Source organism: Candidatus Omnitrophota bacterium (genome assembly GCA_040755155.1).
Lineage (GTDB): Bacteria > Hinthialibacterota > Hinthialibacteria > Hinthialibacterales > Hinthialibacteraceae > JBFMBP01.
Genome location: JBFMBP010000012.1, coordinates 17,073 through 31,673, shown reverse-complemented (window position 1 = coordinate 31,673; position 14,601 = coordinate 17,073). Strand labels below are relative to the sequence as shown.

15 protein-coding genes are annotated in these 14,601 nt (G+C 51.4%); 11 read left to right on the top strand and 4 right to left on the bottom strand.

The window, feature by feature from the left end; translation table 11 throughout:
- Positions 1–28: 28 nt before the first annotated feature.
- The 6 genes from AB1656_01340 (at position 29) to AB1656_01315 (ending at position 7,938) form a co-directional block, all read left to right on the top strand.
- Positions 29–955: a glycosyltransferase family 2 protein gene (locus AB1656_01340; protein ID MEW6234006.1), complete on the top strand. Its 927-nt coding sequence runs from the start codon at positions 29–31 to the stop codon at positions 953–955.
- Positions 955–2,811, top strand: a complete 1,857-nt coding sequence (locus AB1656_01335) for a peptidylprolyl isomerase (GenBank protein ID MEW6234005.1) — start codon at positions 955–957, stop codon at positions 2,809–2,811. The genes AB1656_01340 and AB1656_01335 overlap by 1 nt, the downstream gene beginning before the upstream one ends.
- 14 nt (positions 2,812–2,825) lie before the next feature.
- A complete protein-coding gene (gene glgA, locus AB1656_01330; protein ID MEW6234004.1) occupies positions 2,826–4,313 on the top strand; it encodes a glycogen synthase GlgA in 1,488 nt (495 codons plus the stop codon).
- 194 nt (positions 4,314–4,507) lie between these two features.
- A complete protein-coding gene (locus tag AB1656_01325; GenBank protein ID MEW6234003.1) occupies positions 4,508–6,607 on the top strand; it encodes a glycoside hydrolase family 57 protein in 2,100 nt (699 codons plus the stop codon).
- A 39-nt stretch (positions 6,608–6,646) separates the two neighbouring features.
- Positions 6,647–7,456: a hypothetical protein gene (locus tag AB1656_01320; protein ID MEW6234002.1), complete on the top strand. Its 810-nt coding sequence runs from the start codon at positions 6,647–6,649 to the stop codon at positions 7,454–7,456.
- Between the two features lie 98 nt (positions 7,457–7,554).
- Complete coding sequence (locus tag AB1656_01315; protein ID MEW6234001.1) at positions 7,555–7,938, top strand: Rid family detoxifying hydrolase; 384 nt, start codon at positions 7,555–7,557, stop codon at positions 7,936–7,938.
- A gap of 84 nt (positions 7,939–8,022) precedes the next feature.
- Here AB1656_01315 and AB1656_01310 read toward each other — a convergent pair whose 3' ends face one another.
- The 3 genes from AB1656_01310 to AB1656_01300 form a co-directional block, all read right to left on the bottom strand.
- Positions 8,023–9,486, bottom strand: coding sequence for a hypothetical protein (locus AB1656_01310; protein MEW6234000.1), 1,464 nt, complete (start codon positions 9,484–9,486; stop codon positions 8,023–8,025).
- A gap of 157 nt (positions 9,487–9,643) precedes the next feature.
- The gene (locus tag AB1656_01305) at positions 9,644–10,726 is read right to left on the bottom strand and encodes an agmatine deiminase family protein (protein ID MEW6233999.1); all 1,083 of its coding nucleotides are present in this window, start codon (positions 10,724–10,726) and stop codon (positions 9,644–9,646) included.
- Between the two features lie 88 nt (positions 10,727–10,814).
- Positions 10,815–11,417, bottom strand: coding sequence for a type II secretion system protein (locus AB1656_01300; protein MEW6233998.1), 603 nt, complete (start codon positions 11,415–11,417; stop codon positions 10,815–10,817).
- A gap of 225 nt (positions 11,418–11,642) precedes the next feature.
- On the opposite strand from AB1656_01300, the gene AB1656_01295 reads away from it, so the two are divergent.
- The 4 genes from AB1656_01295 to AB1656_01280 are packed head-to-tail and all read left to right on the top strand — an operon-like array spanning position 11,643 to position 13,089.
- Positions 11,643–12,164, top strand: a complete 522-nt coding sequence (locus tag AB1656_01295; protein MEW6233997.1) for an N-acetyltransferase — start codon at positions 11,643–11,645, stop codon at positions 12,162–12,164.
- Between the two features lie 24 nt (positions 12,165–12,188).
- Complete coding sequence (locus tag AB1656_01290) at positions 12,189–12,485, top strand: EutN/CcmL family microcompartment protein (protein MEW6233996.1); 297 nt, start codon at positions 12,189–12,191, stop codon at positions 12,483–12,485.
- Between the two features lie 16 nt (positions 12,486–12,501).
- Positions 12,502–12,786 (top strand): EutN/CcmL family microcompartment protein, encoded by a 285-nt coding sequence (locus AB1656_01285; protein MEW6233995.1) that lies wholly within the window; start codon positions 12,502–12,504, stop codon positions 12,784–12,786.
- Positions 12,787–13,089, top strand: coding sequence for a EutN/CcmL family microcompartment protein (locus AB1656_01280; protein ID MEW6233994.1), 303 nt, complete (start codon positions 12,787–12,789; stop codon positions 13,087–13,089).
- 12 nt (positions 13,090–13,101) lie between these two features.
- Here AB1656_01280 and AB1656_01275 read toward each other — a convergent pair whose 3' ends face one another.
- A complete protein-coding gene (locus AB1656_01275) occupies positions 13,102–13,701 on the bottom strand; it encodes a prepilin-type N-terminal cleavage/methylation domain-containing protein (GenBank protein ID MEW6233993.1) in 600 nt (199 codons plus the stop codon).
- Positions 13,702–14,238: 537 nt separating this feature from the next.
- On the opposite strand from AB1656_01275, the gene AB1656_01270 reads away from it, so the two are divergent.
- A complete protein-coding gene (locus tag AB1656_01270) occupies positions 14,239–14,601 on the top strand; it encodes a hypothetical protein (GenBank protein ID MEW6233992.1) in 363 nt (120 codons plus the stop codon).

Sequence of the window (14,601 nt, the reverse complement as noted above, 5' to 3'; positions counted from 1 at the left end):
ATACCTTAAGCCCATCGGGATCGAAACTATGAACGCTAACTTCTCCAACGGCGGCGCCAGCAAGAAGAGCGGAACGGGAGCAACCTCGAACGGCGGCGTTTCCATCGTCATTCCGGTCTATAACGAGGCGGAGAGTTTGCCGGGATTCATTGAGGAATTGTCGGCGTTTTTGAGAGATTATCCGCGTCCGTTCGAGGCGATCTTCGTCGATGACGGTTCAAGCGACGACACGCCTCTGATCTTGGAAAAGGGTCCCTTTCCATTTCTGCGGCGCGAGGAGAATTTGGGATACGGGGCGGCCATCAAAACCGGCATCGAGAACACCGGTTACGAATCGATCGCGATTATCGATGCGGACGGCAGCTATCCGCCAGAAGAGATCGCCGCTGTGGTGGAACGTCTCGACGGCTGCGCTATGGCCGTAGGAGCGCGTACGGGGGACGATGTTCATATCCCTTGGCAGCGGCGTCCGGCCAAGCGGCTGATCGGCCTTTTCGCTTCGTGGCTGGTGCGGAGATCCATCCCGGATTTGAATTCGGGATTGCGTGCGTTTCAGCGGCGGGAAGTGGAGAAGATTGTGCGGCTGCTGCCGGATGGATTTTCTTTGACGACGACGCTGACAGTCGCTTTTCTGGCCAGCGGCAGACGGGTATACTACCACCCCATACGCTATCGCAAGCGTTCGGGACGGTCGAAATTCCGTCCTTTCGCGGATACGTGGAATATGATTCTGTTGATTTTGCGGACGGTGGTTTTAATCCGGCCGCTGAACGTCTTTTTGCCCTTGAGCCTTTTTTTGGCCGCTTTGGCGATAGCAGTGCTGGTGGTCAGCAAGGTCTTTCTTGACCGATTCATGGATGCTACCTTCATCGTTCTCATGACGAGCAGCATTCAGATGTTCGTGTTGGGCTTGATCGCCGACCTCATCGTACGAATCAATTTATGGACGCATTGATGAAACGCAACGAAATGACGCCAAAACTAAGCCGAATCCATACGCCGCTTCTTGTTCTCTCTGCGCTCGCCTTCTTTCTGACGGCTTGCGGCGAAAAGCATGAATCGATTCCATCGCCCGTCAAAAATCTGGCGGCGGCGACGTACGACGATTTGACCGTGACGGCGCAGGATATCCTTATTGCCTTTCAGGAGAGCCGCAATTTCATTGAAATTTTGATCCCTAATCCAAAGAATCCCAACGCCGACAAAGACTTGATTAAGGAAATTGCCGGACAAATTGCCTTCAATCGCTATCTCGAACAAAAAGCCCGCGAAAGCGGCTTGGCGGATAGCGAGACGTATCGCCAGAATCACGCCGCCAATGTGGATGAGGAACTCTATCAGAAAATCGTCATCGACGAGATTTTGCGCAAGATTAAAATTACTGAGAACGAAAAGCGGCAATTTTACGATATCAACAAAATGGGATTCTATCTGAAACCGCACACCAATGTTTATATGGTGCGGGGCATCTACATCAACAACGAAGGCGACCCAGAGAAAGCGGAAAAGGCCATGACCCGTTTGCGGGAAGCTCACGGCCGCCTGAAAAAGGGCGAGTCCTTCGAATCCGTCGCCAAGGAGTATTCTGACGCCGAGGTGGGCATGGTGGACAAGAGGGGCGTTCTCAATGAGATTCCTCCCGGCGTGGCTCCTCCAGAAATTGAAGATCGCCTCAAGACTCTAAAAGACGGGGAATTTTGCGAACCTTACGAATACGCGAACCGAACGCGCATCTATCTTAAAGAAAAATTCGCCGAGCCGGAATTCATGCCTTTCGAGGAAGCAAAGGATTCCATAACGAAGCGGCTTTATGGGGAAAAGCAAAATCAAGGCGTTTTTATCCTTATGCAGGAACTGCAGATGAAATACAGCGCCGTAGTGGAAGACGGCTTGTTGAAGAACGGGGAGATTGCCAATGCTTCTTCCACTATTCTCAGCGTTCCGGGCATCCGCCAGTTGACGTTGGGGGAATTTCTTAAAGAGACGGAACGGTTGGGAAAATATACATTGAAAGATCAAGTGGAATATTTGAATCTACTCTTGAATAAAGCCGTATTTCTGGCTGAAGCGCGCAAGCGGAATCTATCGGAAGAGGACGTCGCCGCCTCCGCCGCCTATTACGACCGCAATTGGCTGGCGTCGAAATATATCGAATCGCTATATGCGGATCAACCGTTGACGGAAGAACAAATGCGCGCCATTTTCGATCAGAACCGAAGCAATCCGGCGCTGGCTTTGAAGGACGTTTACGAGCTGCAACATCTTTTCTTCCGGGCGGCCTATAGTCCGGCGATGCCTTACGCGGAAAGGATGGCGCGGATGCAGCGGGCGGAATCGTACGCCCTAACTGCGAGGTCGATGATGGAAAACGGCGAATCGTTCGTCATAATCGCTGAGAATTTCTCTCAAGAACCATCCGCCGACGCCGATGGCGGCTTCTACGGACGCATACCCGGCGATCGCATTCCCGCCGCCGCCCAAAAAGCCGTCGACGCCTTGGCGGCGGGCGAGATCAGCCAGCCGCAATCCGTGCAGGATTTTCTAGTCAGCCGTTATGGATTCGAACTTTTTTACGTCAAGGAAATCGAACCGGGCCGTCCTATGACCTTCGAGGAAGCCCGTCCCATCATCGAACGCAGTTGGAAGAACGACCGTTTTGCGGAGACGCAGAAACAGCTAAAACTGGAATTCGAGAAGAGCCATCCGCCATCAGTGGAAGAAGCGGCCGTTCAATCCATCGTCGATTATCTGAAACGGCTCGCCCCGCGGGAAGATTTGCATGTGGACATCGCCCGTTATGAAGAATCGTAAAACCATTAGCGTCTATGGACAAAAAAGAATCGTCTCCCATAGCCAACGATAACATCAAGGTCCTGATCGCCGCCTCCGAAGCGGCGCCGCTGGCTAAAACCGGCGGACTGGCCGACGTGATCGGTTCGTTGCCGCGCTACTTAATCAAGCAAGGCGTCGACGCCGCCGTCGTCATGCCCAAATATCGGGGAATCGATCTGGAATCCGTTGTTGTCGGAGAATTCCCCTTGCCCGTAGGCGATAAAAAAGTCTGGGGGCGCATCGAACGAACGTGGCTTCCGGAATCGGAGGTTCCGCTCTATCTCATCGTACAAAATCAATATTACGGCCGCAGCCAGATTTATGGCGAGGAAGGGCAGGATTATACCGATAACCTGGAACGTTTTACGTTTTTCTGCCGCGCGGTTCTCACCCTAGTAACGCGCGGTTTGGTTGCGCCGCATATCATCCACGCCAACGATTGGCAAACCGGATTGATTCCCGCTTACTTGAAAACGCTGTACGCCGATCATCCAGGCGCCAGCGCTGTGAAATCGCTCTTTACAATTCATAATCTCGCTTATCAAGGAAATTTCCCTCCCGAAGCGCTTTCCGTCACCGGCATCGGAGAGGAACATTTCCACATGGGGGGATTGGAGTTCTATCGGCAGCTTTGCTTGATGAAGGCGGGGATCGAATACGCCGATTTCATCAATACCGTCAGCCGCCAATACGCCGCAGAGATTCAAACCATGGAATTCGGCTGCGGGCTGGAGGGCGTGCTGCGGCGGCGCTCCGCTTGCCTGACGGGGATTTTGAACGGAGTGGATTATTCGTCCTGGTCGCCGGATTGCGATTCGCTTATCCATACGGCTTATACGATCGATACGGCGGAAAAAGGCAAAGCGGAAAACAAGCGCGTCTTGCAAAAACAGCTCGGGTTGCCCATAACGGAAGATCGCGTTCCCATCATCGCCGTTATCTCGCGCCTGGCGCACCAGAAAGGACTAGATTTATTAGCCGAAATCGTTCCCGAATTGATTAAAGAAGGGGCGCAGTTGGCCATCCTGGGCGAAGGGGAACCGGCGCTGGAGGAAGTATTTCTCTATCTGCAAAAGGAGTATCCCCAATCCTGCGCTGTGCGCATTGCCTACGACAACCCCTTGGCCCACGCCATTGAGGCGGGAGCGGATTTATTCCTGATGCCCTCCCTTTACGAACCGTGCGGATTGAACCAAATGTATTCGTTGCGGTATGGGACCATCCCCATCGTGCGCAATACCGGCGGCCTGGCGGATACGATCGCCGACGTGAACCGGAATCCCAACGGCAATGGCTTCGCCTTCGACCGGCCGGAGGCGGAAGAATTGTACGACGCCTGCAAGCGCGCCATGAAATATTATAAAAACAAACCCGCTTGGAACAATCTCGTCCGCCGGGCGATGAGCATGGATTTCTCCTGGAATCGGGCGGCGGAGAGTTATATTGCGTTGTACGAGCATATCTTGAATGATCGCCGATAAAGTTAGGGCGGTTTCCTTCGGTTTTCCTTTTGGAGCGTAAAATCAATTGCTCAATCCATTTTACATGGACGCCTTTATCCGCGAGAATGTAAAATGACGAGAATGAAGACGCGCTGCTCCATTTATCCGCCTCACCTATTATAATAAACTTAATAATAATAATCCGGCGATTTGTTTAACGAGAAGGAACGAACATGGCGCAAAAGACGCAAGTCTATCTTCATATCTTGTGGCATCAGCATCAACCCTGGTATGTCGGGCCGGGAACCAGCCGCGCCGTCATGCCGTGGGTTCGTCTGCATGGAATCAAAGATTATTACGATATGGCTCTCTTGAGCGAGACGTTTGACGGCTGGAAGCAGACGATCAATCTTGTTCCCTCTCTGCTGGAGCAATTGACGCTTTATACGGATGGGAAGATTGACGACGATTCTTGGGAATTGAGCCGCAAACCGGCGGCGGAACTATCGTCGGAAGAAATCATCCGGGTTTTGGAGCGATTCTTCGACGGCCATTATCCCCAGATGGTGCATCCGTTTGCGCGATACGACGAATTGTATCGTCAACGCGGCTCGTCCGCCAACGAGGCCGCCGGACGCTTCACGGTTCAGGACTTGAGAGATTTGCAGACGTGGCACAACCTCGCTTGGTTCGATCCGGTCTGGCGGGACAATAGGGATTATCCCTTGAAATCGTTGATCGAAAAGCAGCGCGGCTTTACCGAAGAGGAAAAACGATCCGTATTGGATTTGCAGATGGAGGTTTTGAAGAAGATCATTCCTCTGCATCGCAAATTATGGCAAGAAAGAAAACTCGAACTGACCTGTACGCCTTTTTATCATCCCATCCTGCCGATTCTGTGCGACAGTTCCATCGCCGCCGTTTCCAATTCTCACGATGCCTTGCCCCAGCCCTCTTTCGCTTTTCCGGAGGACGCCGAATGGCAAATTCGCGAAGGGATTTCCTATTTCGAGAAAATATTGGGCGCGAAACCGCAAGGGATGTGGCCTTCAGAAGGCTCCGTCTCCGACGCCGCCTGCGCTCTGATGGTCAAACAGGGGATCAATTTCTTTGCTACGGACGAGCAGATTCTATTCCGATCGACGTCCGCCGACCGCAAAACCATTCAAAACCGGGCGGAACTCTTCCGGCTGCACCGGCTGGCGACGCCGAATGGCGGGATCGACTGCGTTTTCCGCGATCATGGATTATCGGATGGAATCGGGTTTCTCTATTCTGGCGTTCCGGCGGAATCGGCGGCGCAGGAATTCATCCGTCATCTGAAAGAGATCGGAAACAATTGGACGGGAAAACAGCCGCCGTTGGTCAGCGTGATTCTGGACGGGGAGAATTGCTGGGAGTTCTATCCCAACGACGGTCGCGATTTTCTGCGCGCTATGATCGAGGGCGTTTTGAAGGATTCGCAGATCGTCCCCACAACCATTCCGGAATACCGCCGCCAGTTTCCCGCCCAGCCGACGCTGCAATCGATCTTCCCCGGATCGTGGATCAACCACAACTTCCGCATCTGGATCGGCCATCCGGAAGACAACGCCGCCTGGCATTATCTGCGCGAGGCGCGGGAAGCCTTACTCGGCGAGGAATCTCGATTGGAGCCTTCGGCGCGGGAAGAGGCGTGGAAAATGATTCATATCTGCGAAGGGAGCGATTGGTTTTGGTGGTATGGCGACGAGAATCATTCCGTCCTCGATGTATTATTCGACCGCTTGTTCCGAGAACATCTGCTGCGCGTTTACGAGTTGATCGGAGCGCCAGCGCAAGAAGCCTTGCAAAGACCGATCAAGCAGCCCAAAGCGGCGGAAGAAGGGGGCGGGATTTTCTTCAGCGATCCGTTTCTTTGCGGCGGCTATTATCGTTGGGCGGGAGCGCGCCATTATTCCTCGCGGAAGGAGGGGGGGGCCATGCACAAAGCGGAAGACGCCGGCGTTGAAATTTTCTTTGGGCGATGCGACGGGCGCCTTTGCTTCCAGGTGGAATTTGGCGAAAAAACGAAGATCGACCATAATGCCTTCGTTACTCTTCATCTAACCAAACCGTCAGTAATGGAAGTATCCGTCAATCCCCCCCAAAAGGGCGGCTATTTTCACTTTGCGGGCGGGCGCATGGAAGCGTCGATCGACCTGAAGGGTCTGGGGATCGATCCCCAGCGGGACCTATGGTTTTTCTTGCATATCGACGCAAAGAAGAAGCAAGGTTTTTCCCTGCCCCAGGGAGGCGAACTGCATCTCCAAGGGTATACGGCGAATAACGCGAGCATGTATTGGTTCATATAATCAACGAGGACGCCGTTCCTCATTCCAAGGAATGATAAGATGATTGTCAATCGAAGAATATTTCTGCCTTTTTTCTTGTTTTTCGCCATTAACAGCGGTTACGCTCAGGAAGTTTCCGACGCCAAGCCCGCCCGCATTCCTCCGCGGACGGTTTTGGAACGAGCGCAGAAAGCGTTCGAAAAAATCGCCGATTTGCAAACGGATTTTCACCAAGTAACGCGGCATGCCAACGGCCATATCGAAGAACTTTGGGCGCGGTTGATCGTTGTTAAATCGGGGGAGAAAGTTCGTCCGGCCAATTCTTCCCTGGTTCTCGAACTCTATGATCGGCCTATTCCTTCCGTAATGACGGAAAGGGAGATCGTGCAAGACCCGACGGATCAAAAACCCATGAAGATTTATTTCGCCGATAGCGGACGCAAGCTGCTTTATACCTATGATCCCGAAGGCAATGCGCTGACGATCGAGAAACTGGACGAGAGCGGGCCGTTGCCGGAATTTATGCAACTGGCCGGTTTTTTGGAATTGAACCTGGACGAATTGGAGAAGAAGGTCTACTTGGATGCGGACGTTTACCAAGAGACGGTGGACGGCGTTTCCTGCTACCGCGTGAAAATTCAACCCTTAAAGGATATGCGCGGCATCGAACCGGATCGGATGATCTGGGTGGACCGTAAAACCAATCTCCCCAAAAAATTGGCCGTCATAGGCGAGACGCGGACGGAGATTTTTTTCGGCGAATGCCTATTGGATCGGGGATTGAACGCCGAAGCCATCGTTCCCGAAATCCCGCAAAACGCGCAAAGGACGGATTTGACGGCAGGACAACAAACCGCCAAGAAAGAATAGCGCAAATTTTATGACTGAACGACATGGGAACGGAACTTGGATTGTTTTTTTAAATAGGACGATAATAGGCTGCTGCATTTGAGAAGAAAGGTATATCGATGAATAAGCAATTCGTTGCCCCTAAAGACGGCCCGAAACCGGTGGGGCCTTATTCGCCCGGCGTTTTGGTTAACGGCTTTCTTTTCGTTTCCGGGCAAATTCCTTTGAATCCCGGTACGGGCCAGATGGCGGCGGATTCGTTCGCCGCCCAGGCGCGGCAGACGCTGGAGAACTTAAAAAGCGTCGTCGAAGCGGCGGGCGCCGCGCTGGACGACGCCGTGAAAGTTACTATCTACCTTACCGACCTCAAGAACTTCGCCGAGTTGAACTCCATTTACGAGGAGTATTTCTCGCAGGGAAAACCGGCGCGAGCCTGCATCCAGGCGGCGGCGTTGCCCAAGGGAGCGGATATCGAAATCGACGCGATCGTCGCCGTGAAATAATTGCAATATCCAACGAGTAAAATTGGGGGCTGTTCGAATCTAGCGAACAGCCCCCAATTGTTTATATAGAAACTATATGATCGATCAGACGGCGGCAGGCCGTGGAGCGCTTGCGCTGGGTCCTTGCCGGCCATGAACAAGGAAAACGTAGAGAAATGCGCCGAGGAACAACGTGAGGAGAATAACGATCGTCCATACTACTTTGTCGTGAGCGCCGCCCGCGGGGAAATCTTCGCTCTTGCGCTTCAGGCAATTCTGCAAAGCCCAAATCCACAAAATGACGAGCAGCAACAACAACGCGTGCAATAGAACATCGCCCGGACGGTCTCCATTGGGCGGACTGGCATCGAACTCCCGTTGATTCATCCGGTCTTCCCGCTCCCGCGGGGGTTGTTCTCGTTCGGAAAATTCCCGTTCGCGCCGATCGGTTTCTGCGAAACGTTGTTTCGAGTCTTCATCCCGCCGCTTCATCTCTTCCTGGATGCGGTTAAGATTGTCTTTCCGTTGTTGGAATTCCTGGTCTCTTCTCTTTAACTCGTTTTCCCAATCTTCCAATTTTCTCTGCCGGTCGTTGAACTCTTGATTCCGCCGGTTCGCTTCTTCTTGCCGCCGGATAATTTCCATTTCGGGATTCTGAAAACGATTTTCCCGTTCCTTCATTTTTCTTTGCGGGTTATTGATCTCTTCTTCGCGCCGGTTCAGTTTTTCTTGAAAATGGTTCAATTCCTCCTGACGTCTGGCGATCTCTTCGTCTTTTCGATTCAGGTTATTTTGTCTTTCCTCCCATTCCCGCTGTTGGTTATTCATCTCTTCCGAACGGCCATTCAATTCTTCCTGGCGCCGTCCCATCTCTCCTTCCCGTTCTTCCAATTCCTGTTGTTTATTATTAAGATCGTTCTCCCGGTTGTTTAATTCTTCTTGCCGCTGCGCAATCTCTTCTTCTTTTTGATTCAAGTTATTTTGCTGTTCCTCCAATTCCTTTTGCCTGTTATCCATTTCTTCTGAGCGGCTATCCAATTCTTCCCGGCGCTCTTCCAACTCTCCTTCCTGTTCTTCCAATTCCTCTTGTTTATTATTCAGATCATTCTCCTGGTCGTTTAATTCTTCTTGCTGCCGATCGATTTCTTTTTCTCGATCCTCCAAGGTTTCTTCGCGTTCTTTCAATTCCTTGGAGGCGGCGTCCAGTTGTTTTTCTCTTTCCGACAGTTCGCGGTCGCGTTGGGCGAATTGTTCTTTCGCTTCCCGCATCTCTTGAATGCGATGTTCGATCTTTTCTTTCTCTTCCAACATACTATGTTTTTGTTTCTCCAAAGCGGCGAGTTGTTCTTGCAACTGCTTATGGATTTCTTCCGGCGGCGGCAAAGGACGATCCGGCGGCGCAAGGGCTGGATTTTGAGCGATCCAGAACGAGCTGGAGGCTAAATCGAGCGGATTCTTCATAATGGCTAGACCGTCCGAATCGATGACGCTGGACATATGGACGGGAATCGCCCACCCCAGTCCGTTTGCGAAAATCAGAAAAGCGATGAGAATAAGACCCTTTTTCATGATATGTTCTCCCTTATCCAATATTGATGGAATCGATGAATGAAATTCGTCTCGTAGAAGCGCAAATTACTTCTATTATGGCATGGAATGAATTAAAAATGAAATACTATTTGGAAGGGAATGTTCGCGGTTCCTGTGGCGCGGCGGGAGTCCGCTGCTATTTGGCGCTTGGCTGTTGCTGGGTGAGGCAGTGGATGGTTCCGAATCCCCAAACCAAATCCACGGCGTGTATGCCGATTGCAGGACGATCCGCGAATAACTCGCCGAGAATGCCGAGTGCGATACGGTCGTTAGGATCGTTGAAGGTGGGAACCAAAACCGCCGCATTGGCGATGTAGAAATTGGCGTAGCTGGCGGGAAGGCGCGTCCCCTCGAAATAGAGCGGATGGGGCATGGGCAACGGAACGGCTTCGATCTTGCTTCTGTCTTCCAACCGCATTTCTTGCAATCGCTCGCGGTTTTCTTGCAAAGGCTTGTAATTGACGTCTTTCGGATTTTTCTCTTCGCAAAGAACAACTGTTGTAGGAGAAACGAATCGGCAGAGATCGTCGATATGGCCGTGCGTATCGTCTCCCGCAATGCCGCCGCCGAGCCAGAGGATATTCGAAACGCCGAGGTCGCTGCGCAATACGCTTTCCAATTCCTCCCGCGTCAAATAAGGATTGCGCGCTTGCGTCTCCCTGTCCAGCAGACATTCTTCCGTGGCCAAAAGCGTTCCCTGTCCGTTTACGTCGATGGCGCCGCCTTCCAGTACAACGTCCCGGCCTTGGCATTGGACCGGAATCAGGGGCAAGCCCAACGACTGGGCCGCCCATTCGGAAATCTTGTCGTCTTTGCGCCAATTGCGGTATTTGGCCCAGGCGTTGAAGCGGAAGCGGGCGATGGCGAGGCGGCTTTTCCCGTTTTTTCTCTTGAGAAAAAGAGGGCCGTAATCCCGCGTCCAACTCCGATTGGTAGGGAAAGTAAAAAATTCGATCTTCGCCGAATCGGCGCCGATCCGCGTCATAATATTGCGGGCGCGAGCTTCGTACTGTTTCGATGGGACGATGATGCGGACGATTTCGCCCAGGGAAAGATAGCGGGCGATCTCGCCGTAAACCCACGGAATAGGCGCGAATTTACCCGGCCAGTCCAAATGATTGTGAGGCCAGGCGATCCAGGTCGCTTCATGGCGCTCCCATTCGGCGGGCATGAAATAGCCAAGTTGTTGCGGCGTTTGAGAAAGGATCTTCGAGTCCATACGCAAAACGGTAATTTTTTATTGCTGCGCTAAATCGCGTTCGTAGAATTTTGGGAAAACATCGATTGCAACGGTATGGCCGGCCGGATCAGCCTCCTGCAATGATAGGACATCCGGGCGTGTTGCCGCCCCAGCGTCCGATATCGCCCTTACTGACGAGTCCATTACTGGGCGCATACATGCGGGCGCGCCCGCCGGCGGGATCGCCCAATTTCGTTTGCACATAAACCCATTCGATGGCGTCCTGCCAACGGTCCGGCCCCCAGCTGGCGAGGCAATATCCCTTCGTGCTTAAATCGGGACGATTGATGGCGTTCATCCAATTCCCCGGTCCCTTCTCTTCGAAGAAATAATTGAAGTAGAGATAACTTTCCTGATTGTTTCCCGTACTTCCTTGCTGCGCTTTGAAGATATCGCGGAAGCCGACGCCGCTGATATAGGAAACCGGCGTCGTCAAGCCTTTCAAATCTACAGTTAGGTGGGATTGGTTATTGGGATGTTTATTATGATCGAGAAAGTAAGTATCGATCGCCATGCCTAAGGCTTGCAGGTCGCCGTTCGTGCGGGCGACGCGAGCGCGCGTCTGCGCGTTAAGAAAATTGGGAACGGCGATGGCCGCCAAAACGCCGATAATCGCCACGACGATTAATAATTCGATGAGCGTAAAACCCATTTTGCGTTTCAATTGCATGTCATCCTCCAGGTTGCCGGGAGAGTTTTCTATAAATAAGATTATATATAGAGAATAGTAAAAGATAGATTGCCTCCCTGACAAGAGAGAAGAAGAGTTTGCCGCTTATCCGCCAACAATAATTTTCTAGGAATAAGTTTCGATTGGGCGTCTGCATTGTTCCTTTCCTCATTCGTGATAAAATGATTGTCCTATACTTTATCATTAAGGTTGAGAACGATTATTATGGTTCTGCGTAGAGCTTGCGTCGGCGATGTCCGCCGGATCAAACAGCTGATCGACGATTATATGAAGGAGGGATTTATGCTGCCTCGTCCCTTGAGCGAGCTTTACGAGAATTGCCGCGACTTTTTCGTCTGGGAAGAGGATGGCTCGGTTCAGGGTTGCGCGGCGTTGCATATTGTCTGGGAGGATTTGGCGGAAGTGAAATCTCTGGTCGTAGATCGGCAAGGGCGGAAAAAGGGCTGGGGAAAAAGCCTGGTGCAGCATTGCCTCGACGAAGCGCGGGAATTGAAAATTCACCGCGTATTCGCATTAACCAAAATTCCCGATTTCTTTCTCAAGATGGGTTTTGAGATGATGGATCGTTCCGATCTGCCGCATAAAGTCTGGGCGGAGTGCATCAAATGCCATAAGTTTCCGGATTGCGACGAATCCGCTGTAGGAATCGTCGTTTGCGAACGGTCCGCCAATCCCATTCCCGCGTCCAACGGGGCGAATGGGACGAACGGATCGGTTCCATTATGACCATTTATCAGCGAGGATGAAGGCATGTTTTTAGCGAAAGTAGTAGGAACCGTCGTAGCAACGCAGAAAGACCCGAAATTGGCGGGGCTTAAGCTGCTTCTAGTGCAAAATTTATCCCTGGATATGAAGCCCACCAGTACGTTCGTCGTGGCGGCGGACGCCGTCGGCGCGGGGAAGGACGAAGTCGTCGTGTGCGCTACTGGTTCCTCCGCCCGGCTCACGGAGATGACGGAGGGGCTGCCGGTCGACGCCGTCATCATGGCTATCGCCGATACCCTGGAAGTCGAAGGAAACATCGTTTACCAAAAGGGATCGAATTGAGGGGAGGGGCCGCCGCATGAATCTCGCCACGGTGATCGGCTCGCTTTGGGCCACCCAAAAACATCATAGTTTCATCGGCATGAAGTTCTGCGTTTTGCAGCCGTTGGATCAAAACCGCCAGCCTTTCGGCAAACCACTCATCGCCGTCGATCCCGACAACAACGTCGGACGGGGAGAGACGGTTTTCTACGTCGAGGGCGGCGACGCCGCTGAAATATGGAAAAATCATTCCATGCCCTCGGATGCAACCATCGTGGGCATCGTGGACAGCCTTTCGACCGATAGGAAAGGTAAATGCTGAATGAAACTCGCGCGCATTGTTGGAAACGTGGTATCTACTCTCAAACATCCCGCCTATGAAGGCCGCAAACTGATGTTGGTCGAACCTATCACCCCCGATGGAAAATCCGCCGGTCCTGCTACCGTTGCCGTCGATTACGTCGGCGCAGGCGAGGGCGAACTTGTCCTCCTCGGCGGCGCTCCCGGCGCCGCCCGCGTCGTTTTCGGAATCAAACTGGCGCCCATCAAAGATATGGTTATGGGCATCATCGACGAAGTCGAGCTGAACGGCGAAATCGTCCTCCGCGCCTCCGATTTTCATTAAAACGAACAGGCGCTATTTTCCTACCAACGCGTCGTCGCAAGGATTCGACGCTTTCGCTCCCAACAAGATTAGATCGCCTAAACTGCTTATTCCGTTCGTGACCATGTAGGTTACCGTATTGCCCCAAGTATTGGTAAAGTCGGGGCCGGCGCTGGTGAGTTTGAATTCGGCGCAACGCGCTTGCACGGGCAGGACCGTCAATTTGCCGAAATGGATGCGGCTCCAGGCATCGGTATAGTCGTAGGTAACATAGGCGGCGTCCTGACTCTCGTTAATGCGGGCGCCGGGAGGGCCGTAGAGAAACGGATCTTGCGGAACGGTGGAGATATAAGAAATCGGGGTGGTTAAGGGAATCAACCGGCGGTTGACGGGATTCTTTTGTACGCCGTTCGCATCCAACCAGGGGGGATAGATGGAATTGTCGACGCGATAGGCTTCGAGCGCCGTGTGAATAGAGTTCATTTCGGATTCCGCTTTGGCGATTTTGGCGCGCATTTGCGCATTCAGAAAATTGGGGACGGCGATGGCGGCCAAAATGCCGATGATGGCGACGACGATAAGCAGTTCGATCAGGGTGAAAGCGGGAGAAACATTCAATTTCTTTTTTATCATAGCGTTCCTCATTCATCATTCATTCGAATGGCTGAAGCGAAATATTTTCGATGAATCGATCCTTAGATAAAATATTTTTACATAATACATCTATGAAAATCAAGAATTTTCATTGTTTTTTCAAGTTTTTTTTTCTTTATAAGATTTATTGGAGATTGGATGGTTTTTTCTATGGATTTGAAAATGCCTGCCCTTCCAAATTATATCATTGCCGCATATAAAAATCGAATAATGTAAGTTTTTCCAAGAAGCCGGGCGAAGATGGAATGAAGCTATAGAGAAATCGTTTCGCGTTCATTATAGTATCATGACCGTCGCACTTAATTTTTTTCTGAATTTTTTCGATTGAACCTACACATTATCAACATATTACGCTAATATGCTCCAATTATTTTTTGATTAGGAGAAATACTATAGACAATAATTGAAATGCTGATTGAATCGCTTTCCAATAATATTATATTTAATATTATTCCAAAGTGTAATTATTTGTTTTATATATAATTGATATTGTATACTTTCACGGAGGAAAGAAGAATGGAAGCGAAGATTGTCATTTCTAGCGTCAAGGAAGATCGAAAGAGGTTTTTACGAGAAGGGATTTTGGATGAAATTATCAAGAGGATGCGCCATTGGGACAAACACGCCTGGACGATCAATCGTCCTTTTTATCCTTCCTTTTCCACTATAATTTCGCTCTTCGAATCCAACCGGCATGCGCTTCAATCCGTCGAAAAGCTGATCGAAGAGATGCGCAGGTCGGAAGAGCCGGATCAAGAAAAATTGATTCGCGCTGCTTCTTTTATCCAAATGGGTTTATGGAACGCCTTTGAGGGGTTAGAGGAAGAATGGAGCCAGGTGATTGCAGAAGCCTCCAGGGTAAAGGAGTCAACGGAATAA